This is a genomic window from Herbidospora cretacea (assembly GCF_001570605.1).
GTDB lineage: Bacteria > Actinomycetota > Actinomycetes > Streptosporangiales > Streptosporangiaceae > Herbidospora > Herbidospora cretacea.
On record NZ_BBXG01000006.1, the window covers coordinates 181336 to 199029 of the forward strand.

The 17694-nt window shown below is 69.9% G+C and carries 16 protein-coding genes and 1 pseudogene; 7 read left to right on the top strand and 10 right to left on the bottom strand.

All coding sequences use genetic code 11. From position 1 onward, the window contains the following. Positions 1–14: 14 nt before the first annotated feature. Both AW270_RS41775 and AW270_RS13565 read right to left on the bottom strand, forming a co-directional pair. On the bottom strand, positions 15–731 hold the full coding sequence (locus tag AW270_RS41775) for a DUF5941 domain-containing protein (protein WP_061294547.1): 717 nt from the start codon (positions 729–731) through the stop codon (positions 15–17). Continuing rightward, entirely contained in the window at positions 728–2257 is a 1530-nt protein-coding gene (locus AW270_RS13565) for a CDP-alcohol phosphatidyltransferase family protein (RefSeq protein WP_061294549.1), read from the bottom strand. Before AW270_RS13565 ends, AW270_RS41775 begins: the two co-directional genes overlap by 4 nt. A gap of 170 nt (positions 2258–2427) precedes the next feature. On the opposite strand from AW270_RS13565, the gene recO reads away from it, so the two are divergent. Both recO and AW270_RS13575 read left to right on the top strand, forming a co-directional pair. Then, positions 2428–3165, top strand: a complete 738-nt coding sequence (gene recO, locus AW270_RS13570; RefSeq protein ID WP_061294831.1) for a DNA repair protein RecO — start codon at positions 2428–2430, stop codon at positions 3163–3165. A 43-nt stretch (positions 3166–3208) separates the two neighbouring features. Continuing rightward, entirely contained in the window at positions 3209–3979 is a 771-nt protein-coding gene (locus tag AW270_RS13575) for an isoprenyl transferase (protein ID WP_061294551.1), read from the top strand. Positions 3980–3987: 8 nt separating this feature from the next. On the opposite strand, the gene AW270_RS13580 is transcribed toward AW270_RS13575, so the two are convergent. From AW270_RS13580 to AW270_RS13605, 6 genes are read right to left on the bottom strand one after another with little or no spacing between them, the layout of a single operon-like run. Continuing rightward, the gene (locus tag AW270_RS13580) at positions 3988–4512 is read right to left on the bottom strand and encodes a CGNR zinc finger domain-containing protein (protein WP_061294553.1); all 525 of its coding nucleotides are present in this window, start codon (positions 4510–4512) and stop codon (positions 3988–3990) included. 30 nt (positions 4513–4542) lie between these two features. Then, on the bottom strand, positions 4543–4920 hold the full coding sequence (locus AW270_RS13585; RefSeq protein WP_061294555.1) for a Fur family transcriptional regulator: 378 nt from the start codon (positions 4918–4920) through the stop codon (positions 4543–4545). Next, on the bottom strand, positions 4917–5747 hold the full coding sequence (locus tag AW270_RS13590; RefSeq protein ID WP_061294557.1) for a metal ABC transporter permease: 831 nt from the start codon (positions 5745–5747) through the stop codon (positions 4917–4919). The genes AW270_RS13585 and AW270_RS13590 overlap by 4 nt, the downstream gene beginning before the upstream one ends. Beyond that, positions 5744–6526 carry a metal ABC transporter ATP-binding protein gene (locus AW270_RS13595; RefSeq protein WP_061294559.1) on the bottom strand — a complete coding sequence of 261 codons (783 nt, stop codon included), beginning with the start codon at positions 6524–6526 and terminating at the stop codon, positions 5744–5746. The genes AW270_RS13590 and AW270_RS13595 overlap by 4 nt, the downstream gene beginning before the upstream one ends. A 14-nt stretch (positions 6527–6540) precedes the next feature. Next, the gene (locus tag AW270_RS13600) at positions 6541–7455 is read right to left on the bottom strand and encodes a metal ABC transporter substrate-binding protein (RefSeq protein WP_061294561.1); all 915 of its coding nucleotides are present in this window, start codon (positions 7453–7455) and stop codon (positions 6541–6543) included. A gap of 46 nt (positions 7456–7501) precedes the next feature. Then, entirely contained in the window at positions 7502–7885 is a 384-nt protein-coding gene (locus AW270_RS13605; protein ID WP_061294563.1) for a DUF6703 family protein, read from the bottom strand. 53 nt (positions 7886–7938) lie between these two features. Here AW270_RS13605 and AW270_RS13610 point away from each other — a divergent pair, with 53 nt between their 5' ends. Together AW270_RS13610 and AW270_RS13615 are read left to right on the top strand one after the other, a co-directional pair. Next, positions 7939–8220 (top strand): antibiotic biosynthesis monooxygenase family protein, encoded by a 282-nt coding sequence (locus AW270_RS13610; protein ID WP_061294565.1) that lies wholly within the window; start codon positions 7939–7941, stop codon positions 8218–8220. 85 nt (positions 8221–8305) lie between these two features. After that, a complete protein-coding gene (locus AW270_RS13615) occupies positions 8306–9670 on the top strand; it encodes a glycine--tRNA ligase (RefSeq protein WP_061294832.1) in 1365 nt (454 codons plus the stop codon). Here the strand turns inward: AW270_RS13615 and AW270_RS13620 are convergent, their stop codons facing one another. Beyond that, positions 9671–11092 carry an alpha/beta hydrolase gene (locus AW270_RS13620; RefSeq protein ID WP_063819198.1) on the bottom strand — a complete coding sequence of 474 codons (1422 nt, stop codon included), beginning with the start codon at positions 11090–11092 and terminating at the stop codon, positions 9671–9673. It abuts the gene before it with no gap. Positions 11093–11391: 299 nt separating this feature from the next. Here AW270_RS13620 and ppdK point away from each other — a divergent pair, with 299 nt between their 5' ends. From ppdK to AW270_RS13635, 3 genes are all read left to right on the top strand, one after another. After that, a complete protein-coding gene (gene ppdK / locus AW270_RS13625) occupies positions 11392–13989 on the top strand; it encodes a pyruvate, phosphate dikinase (protein ID WP_061294570.1) in 2598 nt (865 codons plus the stop codon). A gap of 114 nt (positions 13990–14103) precedes the next feature. Next, a complete protein-coding gene (locus AW270_RS13630) occupies positions 14104–15336 on the top strand; it encodes a deoxyguanosinetriphosphate triphosphohydrolase (RefSeq protein WP_082801530.1) in 1233 nt (410 codons plus the stop codon). A 10-nt stretch (positions 15337–15346) separates the two neighbouring features. Beyond that, positions 15347–16540: an NAD(P)/FAD-dependent oxidoreductase gene (locus AW270_RS13635; protein ID WP_061294575.1), complete on the top strand. Its 1194-nt coding sequence runs from the start codon at positions 15347–15349 to the stop codon at positions 16538–16540. A gap of 15 nt (positions 16541–16555) precedes the next feature. Here the strand turns inward: AW270_RS13635 and AW270_RS13640 are convergent. After that, positions 16556–17638: pseudogene (locus AW270_RS13640) on the bottom strand (RNA-guided endonuclease InsQ/TnpB family protein); the annotation flags it as partial. Positions 17639–17694: the final 56 nt, after the last annotated feature.

Consider the following 17694-nt stretch of genomic DNA (forward strand, 5'->3'; position numbering starts at 1 on the left):
GGTCTGGTCCGGGTCTAGGTGGGCTCGGTGTCGCCGGTGGCCGCCTCGACCGCGTCCTCGGGGCTCGCCTCGAGGTCCTGCTCGGCGTTGGCCACCGCGAGCGCCGACTGCTTGTCGAGCCGCACCCAGCTCGTGACGCTCTCGACCGAGAACAGCACCACGAGGTAGAGGGTCAGCGCGCCCGCCACCCAGGTCAGCGTGCCGGTGGCCGCGCCGGCGCCGAGCACGAGCAGCCGCACCTCCCAGCCCAGACCGGCCTGGAAGATCCACGCCGGGGGCCAGATGCTCTGCCGGGTCCGGTAGACGGTGTCGTAGGTGTGGTAGCCCACGATGTAGAGCAGCACGAACAGCAGCCACTTGGGGGTGTCGACGGCCAGCCCGACCAGGATGATCGTCAGGAACTCGGCCGCCCGCAGCAGCGGCGGGGTCAGCCAGTCGAAGCGTCCCAGGTGGTCGTGGGCCGAGGTCGGCACCACCAGCAGGGTCAGCACCAGCGCGGGCACCAGCAGCATCGGCCCCTCGGTCAGCGACCCGGTCACCGCCAGCGCGATGATCGCCAGCAGCGCCGCCAGCGTCATCGGCACCGGCGGCAGCCCTCTGCCCAGCCGGGGCTTCAGCAGGGCGACCAGCGGCCCGTCGTCGCGGTAGGCCACCAGGCGCGCGGTCTGCACGCGCTGCCGCTCCAGGTGGGGGTCGACGACCTCGGGCTCGGGCTGGGGGTGCGTGATCATGCCATCGACCTCAGGAGACGTCCGGTCAGGGTGTACGTGGCCGCGATGCCGCCCCAGGTGATCAGCACCAGGAACGTGATCCGGGGATCGAAGAACGCGGTCACGATGGCGATCGCGGCGAACCGCTCGCCGATGGGGAAGACGATCATCTTGCGGGCCCAGTAGACCGACTTGAAGCGGCCCGCCCTCGTCCACATCCGCAGCAGCGCCTTGACGGGGGTGGTGCTGCCGCTCTTGCGCACCTCCAGGGCGTCGCGGAGCTGCCGGTCGTCGGCCACCGCCAGGTCGAGCGTCGGCAGCGGGTTCGGCGGCTTGCGGCGGTTGGCCGCGCCGAACGAGAAGTCCAGCAGGTGCTTGACCGACTGCAGCGACAGCGCGATCAGGGCCAGCGTCCAGATCTCGTCGCTGTCCTGACCGGCCACGGTCGCCCCGACGGCCAGGCCGACGAAGACGGCGTACTCCTTGAACCGGTCGAACGTCGCGTCGAGCCAGGCCCCGAGCACCCCGAACTTGCGGGCGTACCGGGCGACCTGCCCGTCGACGCAGTCGAACACGAACGCGAAGTAGATGAGGATGCCGCCCGCGACGTACCCGGGCCGCCCGCCGGTCGCGAACGCCCCGGCGGCCAGCAGCCCCAGCGCGATCGAGATCAGCGTGACCTGGTTGGGGGTCAGGCCGCGGCGCGCCGCCCAGCGCGCGATGAAGCGCGAGTAGGTGCTGACGAAGTAGGTCGTGAAGAAGCCGTCGGCGCCCTTCACGGCGTTGTCGAGCCGGGCCCGGTCCTCGTCGTAGGTGCGGAACTCGTTCTGGGCGTCGAGGGCGTTGGCCTCGTTGAGCTGCCGGTAGAACAGGTCCCGGCGGCCCCGGATGCCGACCGACACCCCGCGCCGGACCAGCCCGAGGGTCAGCAGTTCGGTCACGCCGTCTTCGGGCCCGCTCAGCGAGGCCAGCTCGGCCAGGTCGGTCGCCGCCTCGGCCAGGGTCGGCACGTGCCGAGCCTTGACGTGGAGCGGGCCGAGCAGCGCCGCGTTCGGCCGGGTCACCTGGTGGTAGGCCGTGCCCACGGAGATCACCCGGGTCCTGCTGATCCGGGTCCGCTGCGGCCGTCCTTCCAGGACATTGGTCCCGATCTCGGGCACGGCCTCCTCGATGGGGGCCAGTTCGGGCGCGTCGGGGTCCCGCTCCTCGCGGACGACCAGCGCGACGGCGCCCTTCTTGGACTTCACCAGCTGGTAGATCAGCTCGTCGTGGATGAGCGAGTCGGCCGGCAGGACCAGCAGATCGTCGTCCAGCACGGCGGCCAGCTCACCGATCGCCCGGAGGTCACCGGCCCGGTCGGCACTCTCGACCGCACGGGCCCCGGGGTAAAGGGCGGCTTGACCTGGCCGTACGATCACCACGGGCTCGGGGTCGTACGGGGCGGCCTGGTCGAGCAACCGCTGGAAGGCCGTGGGTGAGCCCGAAAGGCCGGTGAGCGGCAGTGGGGGAGCCCCGGATTCGGAGCCCAGCAGCACCACGCGGGTCATGGCACCCTTTCTCTGGTTCATGCGACGGGCGGAGGAAACCCACGCAGAGGCCAAAGCTTAGTGACCTTTCGGTTAACCCGTCGCACCCCAGGTTTACCGGACGTACAGACAATGCCATCAGGTTACTTACCGAAATTTGGCCAAATGTGACCCGGAGTAGCATGGCCGCCGTGAGTCTCTACCGTGACGAGGGCGTCGTCCTGCGCACCCACAAACTGGGCGAGGCCGACCGCATCATCACGATCCTGACCAGGCGCACCGGCAAGGTCAGGGCGGTCGCCCGCGGCGTCCGCAAGACCAAGTCCCGCTTCGGCGCCCGCCTGGAGCCCTTCACCCACGTCGACGTGCAGTTCCACACCGGACGGACGCTCGACATGGTCACCCAGTGCGAGACCATCCGCCCCTACGGCGAACCGCTGGTCTCCGACTACCCCCGCTACACGGCCGGCATCGCCATGCTGGAGACGGCCGACCGCCTGACGGTCGACGAGAAGGAACCCGCGCTACGGCAGTTCCTCCTCCTGGTCGGCGGCCTGCGGACCCTGGTCGACGGCTCCCACGAACCCCGCCTGGTCCTCGACGCCTTCTTCCTGCGCTCCCTGGCGGTCGCCGGCTACGCCCCCGCCCTGTCGGAGTGCGCCCGCTGCGGCGCCGAGGCGGTCCGCGCCTTCGCGATCGTGTCCGGGGGAGTGGTGTGCGGGAACTGCCGCCCGTCGGGCGCGGCCGTCCCGGCCGCCGAGACGATCGCCCTGATGATCGCGCTGCTGCGCGGCGACTGGGAGACCGCCGACACGTCGGAGCAGCGCAACCGGGTCGAGTGCAGCGGCCTGGTGGCCGCCTACCTCCAGTGGCACCTGGAACACGGCATCCGCTCGCTGAAGCACGTCGAGCGCGGCGGCGTCGTCTGAGGTCGTTCTGAGCGCTGACCGCGACCCAATACGCTCAGGGACCATGGTTCGTCCCCCGTCGCCCCACCCTTCCGGGGCCACCCCGCCCGCCCTGCCCGCGGATCTGGTCCCCAAGCACGTGGCGATCGTCATGGACGGCAACGGCCGCTGGGCCAAGCAGCGCGGCCTGCCGCGCACCAAGGGCCACGAGATGGGCGAGGCGTCGCTGTTCGACGTCATCGAGGGCGCCATCGAGATGGGCATCCCCTACCTGTCGGCCTACGCCTTCTCGACCGAGAACTGGAAGCGGTCGCCCGACGAGGTCCGTTTCCTGATGGGCTTCAACCGCGACGTCATCCGCCGCCGCCGCGACGAGCTCAACGCCATGGGGGTGCGGGTCCGCTGGTCGGGCCGCCCTGGGCGGCTGTGGAAGTCGGTCATCCAGGAGCTCACCGAGGCCGAGGCGATGACCGTCGGGAACAGGACGCTGACGCTGCAGTTCTGCGTCAACTACGGCGGCCGGGCCGAGATCGTCGACGCCGCCCTGAAGCTGGCCGCCGACGTCGAGGCGGGCCGGGTCAAGCCGGGCAAGGTCAACGAGAAGACCTTCGCCCGCTACCTCCACCAGCCCGAGATCCCCGACGTCGACCTGTTCGTCCGCTCCTCGGGCGAACAGCGCACCAGCAACTTCCTGCTCTGGCAGTCGGCCTACGCCGAGATGGTCTTCCTCAACCGCCTGTGGCCCGACTTCGACCGCCGCGACCTGTGGCACGCCTGCGAGGTCTACGCCAGCCGCGACCGCCGCTACGGCGGCGCCGTCCCCAACCAGGTCTGAGGCAGGGGCTAGGCCCGGCGGCGGGCCCGGTAGGCCGCGACGTGCATGCGGTTGCCGCAGGTCCGGGAGTCGCAGTAGACGCGTGAGCGGTTCCGCGACTCGTCGACGAAGACGTGGGAGCAGTCGGGGGCCGAGCAGGTCCGCAGGCGCTCCCACTCGCCCTCGACGAGCACGTGGGCCAGCGCGACCCCGCAGTCGGCGGCCAGGTGTTCGGCCAGCGACGCGCCCGGCGCGAAGTAGTGGACGTGGAGCGGGAAGCCGTCGTGCCGGGTCAGGCTGGGTGTGATCCGGGTGCGGCCGAGCAGGGTGTTGAGGCGCGTCACGGCGACGTCCTCGTCGGGGGAGGTGAAGACCTCGTGGAAGGCCGCCGAGAGGGTCTGGACCTCGGCCAGGTCGGTGGCGTTGACGAACTCGATGCCGCTGACCTGGCGGCGTTCCACTAACGTGCCGAGCTCCTCGAGGTCGCCCGGCGGGGTGTTCACCAGGTCCACCACCGTGGCCAGCGAGTGCACCATGTCGTGACTGAACGGCATCGCAGCTCCTCTGGGGTCTGTCCCGGAACTCTAACCCTTCGCACAGGCGGCGCAGGTGCCGAACACCTCGACCGTGTGGGTGATGGCGGTGAAGCCGTGTTCCGCCCCGACCTGCTCGGCCCACAGTTCGACGTCGGGGCCGTCGACCTCGACGGTCCGGCCGCACTTCACGCAGACCAGGTGATGGTGGTGGCTGTCGGTGGCGCAGGCGCGGTAGACGGTCTCGCCCGCGTCGGTGTGGAGGACGTCGACCCGGCCGTCGTTGTTGAGGGCCTGGAGGGCGCGGTAGATCGTCGTCAGGCCGATCTTCGAGCCGTCGGCGCGCATCTCGGTGAAGATGTCCTGGGCGCTGCGGAACGCCTCGCTCTGCCGAAGGATCTCGTGCACCGCGTCGCGGCTTCTGCTCATGCTGTCGACTCCCCTGTACGGCTCCGCCTCACGAATCTACCGATCCCGAGCGCGACCGCGAACCCGGCGAGGGCGAGCAGCACGATCGTGGCCCCGGAGGGCACGTCGAGGTAGAACGACGACGTGAGACCGCCGACGGTGGCGAGGACGCCGAAGACCATCGACAGGGCCATGGTCGTCCGGAAGCTCCGGGTGAGCTGCTGTGAGGTGGCCACCGGCACAACCATAAGCGCGCTGACGAGCAGCAGCCCCACGGCCCGCATCGCGACGACCACCGTGACCGAGGCGATCACCGCGATGAGCAGGCCGAGGAACCTGACCGGCAGGCCGCTGGCCCTGGCCACCTCCTCGTCCTGGCAGAGCACGAACAGCTCCCGGCCGAAGACGGCCAGCAGCGCCAGGACGGCCACCGCGAGGCCCGCGATGACCCACAGGTCGGTGGCGTCGACGCTGGTGATCGCGCCGAACAGGTAGGAGTTCAGGGAGGCGGTGCTCTCGCCCGGCGTCAGGTAGATGATCATCACGCCGCCGGCCAGGCCGCCGTAGAACAGCAGGGCAAGCGCGACGTCGCCGCTCGTCTTCCCGCGCGCCCGCACCATCTCGATCGCCACCGCCCCCAGCGCGGCCACCACCACGGCGGTCGCCACCGGGGCCGTGCCGGTCAGGAACCCCAGCGCCACCCCCGTCAGCGCGACATGGCCGATGCCGTCGCCCAGCAGGGCCAGCCGCCGCTGCACGATGAAGGTGCCGACGGCGGGCGCGGTCAGACCGACCATGACGGCGGCCACCAGGGCGTACCGCATGAAGTCGAGATCGAAGATGGTCATGCCTTCTCCTGGGCCAGCGCCCAGCCCGGCAGGGTGGTCTCCGCCGGCTCGGGCTCGTGCGGGTGGACGTGGTCGTGGCCCGGGAGCGCGTGGGTGCCGACCGCCGTCGGCGGGGCGCCGTCGTGGACCTTGCAGCCCTGGTTGAGCACGACCGCCCTGCTGATCAGCGGCTCCAGGGGGCCGAGCTCGTGGGCCACCAGCACCACCGTCTTCCCCCGTTCGACCAGGGCCGACAGGGTCTCGGCGAGCATCTGCTGGCTGCCGGAGTCGACCCCGGCGGTCGGCTCGTCGAGGACGAACGCGTCGGGCTCCCCGGCCAGCGCGCGGGCGATCAGCACCCGCTGCTGCTGGCCGCCCGACAGCGACGAGACGGGGTCGCCCGCGCGGTCGGACAGGCCGACCTCGTTCAGCGCCGCCGCGACCGCCTGCCGGTCGGCCGAGCTGGTGAGACGGCCGCGCCGCTGCCGGGCGATGCGGCCCGAGGCGACCACCTCGCGGACCGTCGCCGGAACCCCGCCGCCGACCGACAGCCGCTGGGGGACGTAGCCGATCCGCCACCACTCCCGGAAACGGGCGGGCGGGCGGCCGTACAGGAGAGTGGTGCCGCCGGAGAGGGGCTGAACCCCGAGCAGGGCGCGGACCAGCGTCGACTTGCCGGAGCCGTTGGGGCCGAGCACGGCCACGACCTCGCCGTCGTCGACGGTCAGGTCGACGCCGCGCAGGATCTTCCTGCCGTCGATCGTCACCTGACCGGCGGTCATGTCGAAAGCCGTGCTCATGGGTCGCCTTCCGGTCATTGGCAGCCGAGTGCGGTGCGGAGCTCGGTGAGGTTGGCGGTCATGCCGGAGATGTAGTCACCGCCCTGGGGAGGGCTCTCCAGCGGATTGAGAACCGCCGTCTTGGCCCCGACCTCGCTCGCGAGGACCTCGGCGACCTTGGGGCTGACGAGTTCCTCGGTGAAAATGGTAGTCACCTTCTTCTCCTTCGCGATCCGGGCGGCCTCGGCCAAACGGGCAGGAGACGGCTCCCCGTCGGGGTCGATGCCGCCGATGCCGACCTGGTCGAGCTTGTAGCGGTTCGCGAGGTAGCCGAAGGCGGTGTGCGCGGTGACGATGGTCCGGTTGGCGCAGGTCTCCAGGCCCTTGGCGAACTCCGCGTCGAGGGTGGTCAGCGCCGCCGCGGTCTGCTTCGCCCGTTCCTTGTACGCCGCCCCGTGGGCCGGATCGGCCTCGGCCAGCCGCCCGCCCAGCGCGGTCGCCAGCGTGGCCATGCGGGAGGGGTCGAGCCACAGGTGGGGGTCGTAGGGGAGCTCCGCCTCCTCGTGGCCGTGCTCCTCCTCCTCTTCCCCGGAGTGGACGGCCTCCAGGGTGGGCACCGCCGTCGCCGCGTCGAACCCCCGGTCGGCGGCGTGCTGGGCCACGGCCTCGTCGACGGCGGGCTGCACGCCCTTGACGTACACGACCAGAGAGGCTTCGGCGACCCCGGCCACCTGCTGGGGGGTCAGTTCGAGGTCGTGGGGCTCGACTCCGGGCTTGGTCAGGCCCTCGACCGTGACGTCGGGGCCGCCGACCTTCTCGGCGAGCCACTGGAGGGGGAAGAAGGCCGCGTCGACGACCGGCTTGCCCGAGTCGGCCGCGGTGGTGCCGCCGCAGGCGGCGGTCAGGGCGAGGGCGGACAGGGCTATCGAACGCGCAATATTTCCGGGCATCACCTCATCGAGTGTGCCAGAAAATGAAAATGATTGTCAAAACGGCTCAGAAGCCGCCGAATCGGGTCACCGCCACTGCCAGCAGGAACGCCAGCAGGGCCAGCCGCAGCACCCGCGAGCCGACCCTCAGCGACGGCCACGACAGGTAGGCCAGCCACCCCGTGAACGCGATCACCGGCAGCATGCACAGGCCGCCGCGCCAGTCGGGGAAGGCGAAGCCGCCGATGAAGAAGGCCACCAGCACGATCGGCAGGACGATCTTCGGCAGCTGGTAGAGGAAGACGAGCAGCGGCGCGCTGCGGGTCTCGACGGTCTTGCGCAGCCCGGTCGCGCCGGGCGTGAAGAACTGCTCGCCGGGCGGCAGCGGCCGCGGTGCCTTCTTGGTCTTCCGAGGCTGGGCGAGAGGATGGCGAGGTCGACGGTTGGCCACCCGTCGAGGTTACTCGCAGGTGGAAGACCCCCGCCTGATGGCATGCTGGGCTCATGCTGGCCGTGATCCGCTATTCCGTGCCCGAAGCCAGGGCCGAGGAGTTCGCCCTCCACGCCCGCGAGGTGATCGACCTCTTCTCGGCCCAGAGCGGCTACCTGCGCGGACAGGTCGGCCGCTCGGTCGACGAGCCCAACCTGTGGGCGCTGGTCAGCGAGTGGGAGGGCGCCGGCTTCTACCGCCGCGCCCTGTCGGCGGCCCGCATGACCATGTATCCCCTGATGACCCTGATGATCAATGAGCCCGGGGCGTTCGAGCAGGTCTATCCCAAGGGCTGAGGCCACTAGGCTTGCGGCTATTCCTTTCACCATCGCCGACACCCAGCCGGATGGAGCACCACTCATGGCACGTCGCACCGACGTCATGGAAACCATCGTCAGTCTCGCCAAACGCCGCGGGCTCGTCTACCCGTCGAGTGAGATCTACGGCGGTCTGCGGGCGTCCTGGGACTACGGACCCCTGGGTGTCGAGCTCAAGAACAACGTGAAGCGCGAGTGGTGGAAGTCCATGGTGCAGGGCCGCGACGACGTCGTCGGCCTCGACTCCTGCGTGATCCTGGCCCGTGAGGTCTGGCAGGCCAGCGGCCACGTCGAGACCTTCACCGACCCGCTGACCGAGTGCCAGTCGTGCCACAAGCGCTACCGCGCCGACCACCTCGAAGAGGCCTACGCCGAGAAGCACGGCAACCCCCCGGCCAACGGCCTGGCCGACATCACCTGCCCCAACTGCGGCAACAAGGGCACCTTCACCCAGCCCAAGCAGTTCAGCGGCCTGCTGAAGACCTACCTGGGCCCGGTCGAAGACGAGTCGGGCCTGGCCTACCTGCGCCCCGAGACCGCGCAGGGCATCTTCATCAACTACCTCAACGTGCAGCAGTCGGCCCGCAAGAAGATCCCGTTCGGCATCGGCCAGCAGGGCAAGTCGTTCCGCAACGAGATCACCCCGGGCAACTTCATCTTCCGCACCCGCGAGTTCGAGCAGATGGAGATGGAGTTCTTCGTCAAGCCCGGCACCGACGAGGAGTGGCACCAGTACTGGATCGACGAGCGCCTGCGGTGGTACGTCGACCTCGGCATCTCCAAGGACAACCTGCGTCTCTACGAGCACCCCAAGGAGAAGCTGTCCCACTACTCCAAGCGGACCGTCGACATCGAATACCGCTTCAACTTCACCGGTTCCGAGTGGGGTGAGCTGGAGGGCATCGCCAACCGCACCGACTACGACCTGTCGAGCCACGGCAAGGCCTCCGGCACCGACCTGTCGTTCTTCGAGCAGGACAGCGGCGAGCGCTACGTGCCCTACGTCATCGAGCCGGCCGCCGGCGTCGACCGCGCCACGCTGACGTTCCTGCTCGACGCCTACACCGTCGACCAGGCCCCCAACGCCAAGGGCGTCATGGAGGAGCGCACGGTCATGCGCCTCGACCACCGGCTCGCCCCGGTCAAGGTCGCGGTGCTGCCGCTGTCGCGCAACGCCGACCTCACCCCGAAGGCCAAGGACCTGGCCGCGCAGCTGCGCCGCCGCTGGAACGTCGACTTCGACGACGCCGCCGCGATCGGCCGCCGCTACCGCCGTCAGGACGAGATCGGCACCCCGTTCTGCATCACCGTCGACTTCGACACCCTCGACGACCACGCGGTGACGATCCGCGAGCGCGACACGATGGCGCAGCAGCGCATCGCGCTCGACCAGGTCGAGTCCTACCTCCGCCAGCACCTCAACGACTGATCAGGTCGCCGGGCAGACGGTGCCCTTCTTGGGCACCGTCCCGTTGATCAGGAACGCGTCGACGGCGTCGGTGATGCACGCCGTCTGGCCGTAGGCCCCGTGGCCCTCGCCCTCGAACGTCAGCAGCACCGCGTTGCCCAGTTCCGCGGTGAGCTTCGGGGCCCACACATACGGGGTGGCCGGGTCGTTCTTGGCCCCGACGACGACGATCGGCAGGGCCGTGCCGCGCGCGTCCACCCGCTTGTTGGTGTCCTCGCCCGGGACCGGCCAGATGCTGCAGATGCCGGCGCTGGCCGCGTCCGGGCCGAAGATCGGCGAGACCTTCGTCAGGTCCCTGGCCAGCGCCTCCGACTGCGCGAAGGTCGGCCGGTCGGTGGTGTCGGCGCAGAGCACCGCGTTCAGTGACGACAGCAGGGTGTTGTACGTCCCGTCGGGCTGACGGCCGGCGTACTGGTCGGCGAGGGACTGGAGGCCTGTCCCGTCGCCCTTGATGGCGGCGGCCAGCGCCTCCGAGAGCAGCGGCCAGGTGGCCTTGCTGTAGAGGGCCTCGCTGATGGCCGACCGCGCGGTGTCGTCGGTCACCTCGCGCCCGTTCACGACCAGCGGCTTCTTCTGGAGCTGGTCGAGCAGGGCGACCACGGCCGCGTTCCCGCCGAAAGGGCAGTTCTGCCGCAGGCAGTCGGCCAGATAGTTCTCGTACGCCTTCTGGAAGCCCAGCACCTGGGTCTTCGACTGGTCGAGCAGGCCGACCGTCGGGTCGAGGGCGGCGTCGAGCACCATCCGGCCCGTCTTGGCGGGATAGAGGGTGGCGTAGGTGGCGCCGAGGTGGGTGCCGTACGAGAAGCCCAGGTAGTTGAGCTTGGGGTCGCCGAGGCCCTGCCGGAGGAGCTCCATGTCCTTGGCGGCGTTGACCGTGCCGACGTAGGGGAGGATGCGCCCGGCGTTGCGCTGGCAGCCCTGGGCGAACTCGACCGACAGGTTCCGCTCGGTGGCCTCGTTCAGCGACGGCTCGGCCTCCAGGAACTCCTCGAACTCCTTGGGCGGCAGGCACTGGATGCCGCTGCTGCGGTCGACGCCGCGCGGGTCGAAGCTGACCAGGTCGTAGTTGCGGTTCAGGGTGCCGAAGGCGGCGCCCGAGGCGATCAGGGTGGTCACCCCCGAGCCGCCGGGGCCGCCGAAGTTGAAGACCAGCGACCCGATGCGCGGCCCGGTCGCCCGCAGGCGGACCACGGCGAGGTCCAGGGTGCCCTTCGACGCGTCGGCGTAGTCGAGCGGCACGCGCAGCGTCGCGCATTCGTAGGACGCCAGCGGGGCCTCGGCGCACCGCGCCCATTTCAGGCCCGGCGGATCGGCCGGGCCGCCGCCCCCGCCGACACCGGTCATCGCCACCAGGGCGATCGCGACCAACTTCGCTCGGCTCATCCGTCACCCTCCGGAATGGGATCTTGTCGGAGGGTGTTTCCACGATAACAGGGCATTGGTCTGAACCAATTGTCGGGGGTCGTGAAAAATGCTTGGTCGAATTGGTTCAGACCAATCTGAGTCTCCGGAAAAAACGGCCGTTCTTTACGTTCCGGCGAATTGGATTAGACCGGTTGTACCCGCTCTGCCTGCGGGAACACTTATAGATGACAGCCGTGAGGTTTCATGCTGTGCTTAATCGGTAGAGTCCCGCTCGCGGGGTGGATCCGCGATTGTTTGGGCCCCTGGAGGAGACTGTCGTGCCGAAGCTCGTCTATGACTTCACTGAAGGAAACAAAGACCTCAAGGATCTTCTCGGGGGCAAGGGCGCCAATCTCGCGGAAATGACGAACCTCGGTCTCCCGGTCCCGCCCGGCTTCACGATCACCACCGACGCCTGCCGCGCCTACATGGAGGACGGCTCGATCCCCGCCGAGGAGATCGGCACGCACCTGGCCAAACTCGAGGCCGCCATGGGCAAGCGCCTCGGCGACCCGGAGGACCCGCTGCTGGTGTCGGTCCGGTCGGGGGCCAAGTTCTCGATGCCGGGGATGATGGAGACCGTCCTCAACATCGGCCTCAACGACAGGTCGGTGCTCGGCCTGGTCCGCCAGGCCGGCAACGAGCGCTTCGCGTGGGACTCCTACCGCCGCCTGATCCAGATGTACGGCAAGACCGTCATGGACATCGACGGCGACCTGTTCGAGGCGGCCATCGACGAGCTCAAGGCCGGCCGGACCGACCTCGACCTGACGGCCGAGGACTTCAGGGCCCTGGTGGGGACCTACAAGGAGATCGTGCGCCGCGAGAAGGGCCGCGACTTCCCCGAGGACCCCAAGGAGCAGATGGAGCTGGCCATCAAGGCCGTCTTCGACTCCTGGAACGCTGACCGCGCGATCCTCTACCGCCGCCAGGAGCGCATCCCGGCGGACCTCGGCACGGCGGTCAACGTGGTCGCGATGGTCTTCGGCAACCTCGGCATGGACTCGGGCACCGGCGTCGCCTTCACCCGCGACCCGGCCAGCGGCCAGCAGGGCGTCTACGGCGACTACCTCCAGAACGCCCAGGGCGAGGACGTCGTGGCCGGCATCCGCAACACCGTGCCGCTCCAGGACCTGAAGGAGATCGACCCCCACTCCTACGGCGAGCTCATGGACATCATGGCCAAGCTCGAGGGCCACTACCGCGACCTGTGCGACATCGAGTTCACCATCGAGCGCGGCAAGCTCTGGATGCTGCAGACCCGGGTGGGCAAGCGCACCGCCGGAGCCGCCTTCTGCATCGCCACCCAGCTCGTCGACGAGGGCCTGATCGACCTCGACGAGGCGCTGCGGCGCGTCACCGGTGACCAGCTCGCCCAGCTCATGTTCCCCCGCTTCGCGGCCGACCACGGCAACAGCGTGCTGACGAAGGGCATGAACGCCTCCCCGGGCGCGGCCGTCGGCAAGGCGGTCTTCTCCTCGGCCCGCGCCACCGAACTGGCCGCTCAGGGCGAGCACGTCATCCTGGTCCGCCGCGAGACCACCCCCGACGACCTGGCCGGCATGATCGCCGCCCGGGGCGTGCTGACCTCACGCGGCGGCAAGACCTCCCACGCCGCCGTGGTCGCCCGCGGCATGGGCCGGACCTGCGTCTGCGGCGCCGAGGAGATCGAGGTCGACGCGCAGGCCAGGCGCTTCACCGTCGGCGACGTCGTCGTCGAGGAGGGCGACATCATCTCCATCGACGGCGGCACCGGCCGCGTCCACCTCGGCGAGGTGCCCGTGGTCGCCTCCCCGGTCGTGGAGTACTTCGAGGGCTCGGACAACAGCGACGAGCTGGTCCGCGCCGTCGACACGATCATGAAGCACGCCGACGGGCGCCGCCGCCTCGGCGTCCGGGCCAACGCCGACACCCCCGACGACGCCGGGCGGGCCCGCCGGTTCGGCGCGAGCGGCGTCGGCCTGTGCCGGACCGAGCACATGTTCCTCGGCGACCGGCGGGTGCTGATCGAGGACCTGATCCTGGCCGACACCCCCGAGGAGCGGCAGGCCGCGCTCGACGCCCTGGAACCCCTCCAGAAGGCCGACTTCGCCGGGCTGTTCGCGGCCATGCAGGGCCTGCCGGTGACGATCCGGCTGATCGACCCGCCGTTGCACGAGTTCCTGCCCGACATCATCGACCTGTCGGTCAAGGTCGCCACCGGCAAGGGCACCAAGAAGGACCGCCGCCTGCTGGAGGCCGTGCAGCGCCTCCACGAGCAGAACCCGATGCTCGGCCTGCGCGGGGTCCGCCTCGGGCTCGTCGTGCCCGGCCTGTTCGCCATGCAGGTGCGGGCCATCGCCGAGGCCGCCAAGGCCACCGAGGGGGCCGAGCCCGAGATCATGATTCCGCTCGTGGGGGCCGTACAGGAACTGGAGAGCGTGCGCGAGGAGGCCAGGCGGATCCTCGCCGAGGTCGGGGTGGACGCGCTCATCGGCACCATGATCGAGGTGCCGCGCGCGGCCCTGACCGCCGGGCAGATCGCCGAGGCGGCCGAGTTCTTCTCCTTCGGCACCAACGACCTGACCCAGATGACCTGGGGCTTCTCGCGGGACGACGTCGAGTCGGCGTTCTTCGGCACCTACCTCGACAAGGGCATCTTCGGGGTCTCGCCCTTCGAGTCGCTCGACCGCGACGGCGTCGGCCGCCTCATGAGGGTCGCCGTCGAGGAGGGCCGCCGGGCCCGGCCCGGCATCAAGATGGGCATCTGCGGCGAGCACGGCGGCGACCCCGACTCGGTCAGGTTCTGCCACGAGATCGGCCTCGACTACGTCTCCTGCTCACCTTTCCGGGTGCCGGTCGCCCGGCTGGAGGCGGGCCGCGCGGCGGTGCTGTAACGCCAGTAACACGGGACGGCGGCTCAGGCAATCAGATGTTTCCAGGGTGTTTGTCGTGAAGCCCGATATTTGCGGGTACCTTCTAGCTCCCTCGCCGCGACGAAAGGGGGAGCCGTGAGGCCATACAGCCAGCACGACGAGGCACGATGGGTTCCCGAGCCGCCGGGGAACCCGGAGAGAAGCCCGTTCGAACGCGACCGCGCCAGGGTGCTCCACAGCGACGCCCTGCGCCGGCTCGCCAGCAAGACCCAGGTGGTCGCGCCGGTCGACCAGATGATGCACAGCCCGCGCACCCGCCTGACCCACTCCCTCGAATGCGCCCAGATCGGCCGCGAGATGGGCAAGGCCCTGGGCCGCGACCCCGACCTGGTGGAGACCGCCTGCCTCGCCCACGACCTGGGCCACCCGCCGTTCGGACACAACGGCGAGTTCGCCCTCAACCAGATCGCCGAACGCTGCGGCGGCTTCGAGGGCAACGCCCAGAGCCTGCGCCTGCTGTCGCGCCTGGAAGCCAAAGTCATCACCGAGGACGGGATCAACGCCGGCCTCAACCTGACCCGGGCCACCCTGGACTCCGCGATCAAGTACCCGTGGGACCGCTCCTGCGGGGAGAAGTACTGCGTCTACCCCGACGACATGCCGATCTTCGAGTGGGTCCGCCAGGGCGCCCCGCCCGGCTCGGTCAGCTTCGAGGCCCAGATCATGGACTGGGCCGACGACGTCGCCTACTCCGTCCACGACCTGGAAGACGCCCTGCACAGCGGCTATGTCACGCCCACCATGCTCCGCGACCCGGCCGAGCGCCTGGAGGTCTGCAAGCTCACCCAGGAGTGGTACCTGCCCGACGCGGACCTCAACGAGTTGGAGGACACCTTCACCCGGCTGATCGGCGAGCCCCTGTGGCCCGGCCGGTTCGACGGCGGCTTCCCCGACCTGGCCGCGCTCAAGCAGCTCACCAGCACGCTCATCGGCCGCTTCTGCCGCCGCGCCCAGGACGCCACCCGCGACGCCTACGTCCTCGACGAGGCCGGCCGCCACGACGCCGACCTGGTCGTGCCCCACGTGACCCGGCTGGAGTGCGCCCTGCTCAAGGGCGTCACCGTCCGGTTCGTGATCGGGGAGGCCGACAACCAGACCGTCCGGGCCCGCCAGCGGGAGCTCCTGGCCGAACTGACCTCGCTCACCATGCTGGGCGCCCCCCACACCCTCCAGCCCGCGCTGCGCCCGGCCTTCGAGAACGCCAAGGACGACGCGGGGCGGCTGCGGGCGGTGATAGACCAGATCGCGTCGCTGACGGACGCGTCCGCCACGGCGATGCACCGCATGCTGTCCGCCAGGAGCGCCTGAAGGAGCACCCATGTTCGTCATCATCGGAGCCGGCCTGGCCGGGGCCAAAGCCGCCGCCACCCTCCGCGAGGAGGGCTACGAGGGCGGGATCACCCTCCTCGGCGCCGAGCACGAACGCCCCTACGAGCGCCCGCCGCTCTCGAAGGGCTACCTCCAGGGCTCCTCGGAACTGGAGAAGGCCTACGTCCACCCCGAGGGGTGGTACCGCGACAACGACGTCGACCTCCGCCTCGGCACGGCCGCGACCTCCGTCGACCGCGCCGCCCGCGAGGTCGTCGTCGGCACCGGCGAACGGCTGGGCTACGACAAGCTCCTGATCGCCACCGGCGCCACCCCCCGCCCCCTCCCGTTCGAGGGGGCCGACCTCGACGGCGTCCACTACCTGCGCACCGTCGCCGACAGCCAGGCCCTGCGGGCCGCCTTCGCCCACGGCGGCAACGTCGTGGTGATCGGCGGCGGCTGGATCGGCCTGGAGACCGCCGCCGCGGCCCGCAAGGCCGGCTGCGACGTGACCGTCGTCGAGCCCGAGCCGACGCCCCTCCACCGGACGCTGGGCGCCGAGATGGGCGAGGTCTTCGCAGGCGTCCACCGCCGCAACGGCGTCGACCTGCGCCTGGGCGCCAAGGTCGCCCGGCTGACCGGCGACGGGCACGTCCGCGAGGTCGTATTGGAGAGCGGCGAGTCGATCCCCGCCGACGACGTGATCGGCGGCATCGGCGCCGCCCCCAACGTCGAACTGGCCCGCGACGCCGGCCTGGAGATCGGCACCGGCATCCTGGTCGACGCCTCCCTGCGCTCCAGCGACCCGGACATCTACGCGGCCGGCGACGTCGCCGAGGCCTACAACCCCCTGCTGGGCCGCCGCATCCGCGTCGAACACTGGGCCAACGCCCTCAACCAGGGCCCGGTCGCCGCCAGGGCCATGCTCGGCCAGGACGTCGTCTACGACCGGGTGCCCTACTTCTACACCGACCAGTTCGAGATCGGCATGGAGTTCTCCGGCGACATCACCGGCGCCGACGACCTCGTCGTCCGGGGCGAGGGCCTGGAGTTCATCGCCTTCTGGCTCCGCGAGGGCAAGGTCGTCGCGGGCATGAACGTCAACGTGTGGGACGTCGTGGGCGACATCCAGAAGCTGATCCGCTCCGGCGAGCCCGTCGACGCCAAGCGACTGGCCGACCCCGACACGCCACTGGCAGGTTGACCTTCCCCAGCGGGATTCCTGCTTCATCGCCGGCCGCCCGCCCGGGACGGCTCCCGTTGGGGTCTCACATCGGCTCCACAGGCGTTTCGTCTCTCCGCCAGTCCGGCGGCGAGGATGTTCAGGGCCGCGTTCACGTCCCGGTCGTGGGACGCGCCGCAGGCGCACTCCCACGACCGGATGTCGAGCGGGAGGGGGCCACGGTGTGTCCCGCACGAGGAACACATCTTGGAACTGGGGAACCACCTGTCCACGATCACGAGTTCCCGTCCGTACCACTGGGACTTGTAGTCCAGCATCGACCGGAGTTCGTGCCAACCGGCCCTGGAGATGGCCCGGGCGAGGTGGCGATTTTTGATCATGGAGGAGACGGTCAGGTCCTCAACGGCGATCACTTGGTTGTCGCGAACAAGCCGTGTGGAGAGTTTGTGCAGGTGATCCCTGCGGCGGTCGGTGATGCGGGCGTAGATTTTCGCGACCTTCAGTCGTGCCTTGGCACGGTTGGCTGATCCCGGCGCCTTGCGGGCGAGCGCCCGCTGGGCTTTGACCAGCCGCCGCTCGTCGTGCCCATTGCGGGGGTTGAGAACTTTCTCTCCCGTGGACAATGTGGCAAGAGTGGTGATCCCCAAGTCCACACCGACCGACCCTGATGACGTGGGGAGCGGGTCGATGGTCTCCTCTACCAGGATCGACACGAACCAGCGGCCCGCCGGATCTCTGGAGACGGTCACCGTCGACGGCTCGGCGCCCGCGGGGAGCGGGCGTGCATCGTGATCGCTTCTTGGACTTGAACGCCGGACATCCGGCGCGCCCGGCGTAGAAGTTCGCATATGCCGACTGAAGGTGCCGCAGCGCCTGCTGTAGCGGCACGGACGACACCCGGTTCAGGAACGACAGTTCCGGGCTTCTCTTCCAGTTGGTCAGCGCTGCCGACGACGCGGAGTAGGAGATGGTCCGGCCTTCGGAGCGGGCGGTGTTTCGTTCCTCAAGGGCTTTGTTGTAGACCAGGCGTACACACCCGAAGGTCCGGACCAGTTCTTCGGCCTGCCCGGGGGTGGGGTGGAAGCGGTACTTGTACGCCCGCTTCACCGTTCTCGCCATAACCGGCTTTATACAAGACGGCCCGGACAGAAATCGCGCAGATGTTCGGATGGGGG

Excerpts from the sequence above, each read along its gene's own strand:
- AW270_RS13615 (WP_061294832.1), top strand. The coding sequence starts at position 8,306 with ATGGAAACCATCGTCAGTCTCGCCAAACGCCGCGGGCTCGTCTACCCG.
- AW270_RS13595 (WP_061294559.1), bottom strand. The coding sequence starts at position 6,526 with ATGAGCACGGCTTTCGACATGACCGCCGGTCAGGTGACGATCGACGGC.
- AW270_RS13585 (WP_061294555.1), bottom strand. The coding sequence starts at position 4,920 with ATGAGCAGAAGCCGCGACGCGGTGCACGAGATCCTTCGGCAGAGCGAG.
- AW270_RS13580 (WP_061294553.1), bottom strand. The coding sequence starts at position 4,512 with ATGCCGTTCAGTCACGACATGGTGCACTCGCTGGCCACGGTGGTGGAC.
- AW270_RS13575 (WP_061294551.1), top strand. The coding sequence starts at position 3,209 with ATGGTTCGTCCCCCGTCGCCCCACCCTTCCGGGGCCACCCCGCCCGCC.
- AW270_RS13610 (WP_061294565.1), top strand. The coding sequence starts at position 7,939 with ATGCTGGCCGTGATCCGCTATTCCGTGCCCGAAGCCAGGGCCGAGGAG.
- AW270_RS13600 (WP_061294561.1), bottom strand. The coding sequence starts at position 7,455 with ATGCCCGGAAATATTGCGCGTTCGATAGCCCTGTCCGCCCTCGCCCTG.
- AW270_RS41775 (WP_061294547.1), bottom strand. The coding sequence starts at position 731 with ATGATCACGCACCCCCAGCCCGAGCCCGAGGTCGTCGACCCCCACCTG.
- AW270_RS13635 (WP_061294575.1), top strand. The coding sequence starts at position 15,347 with ATGTTCGTCATCATCGGAGCCGGCCTGGCCGGGGCCAAAGCCGCCGCC.
- AW270_RS13590 (WP_061294557.1), bottom strand. The coding sequence starts at position 5,747 with ATGACCATCTTCGATCTCGACTTCATGCGGTACGCCCTGGTGGCCGCC.
- AW270_RS13565 (WP_061294549.1), bottom strand. The coding sequence starts at position 2,257 with ATGACCCGCGTGGTGCTGCTGGGCTCCGAATCCGGGGCTCCCCCACTG.
- AW270_RS13620 (WP_063819198.1), bottom strand. The coding sequence starts at position 11,092 with ATGAGCCGAGCGAAGTTGGTCGCGATCGCCCTGGTGGCGATGACCGGT.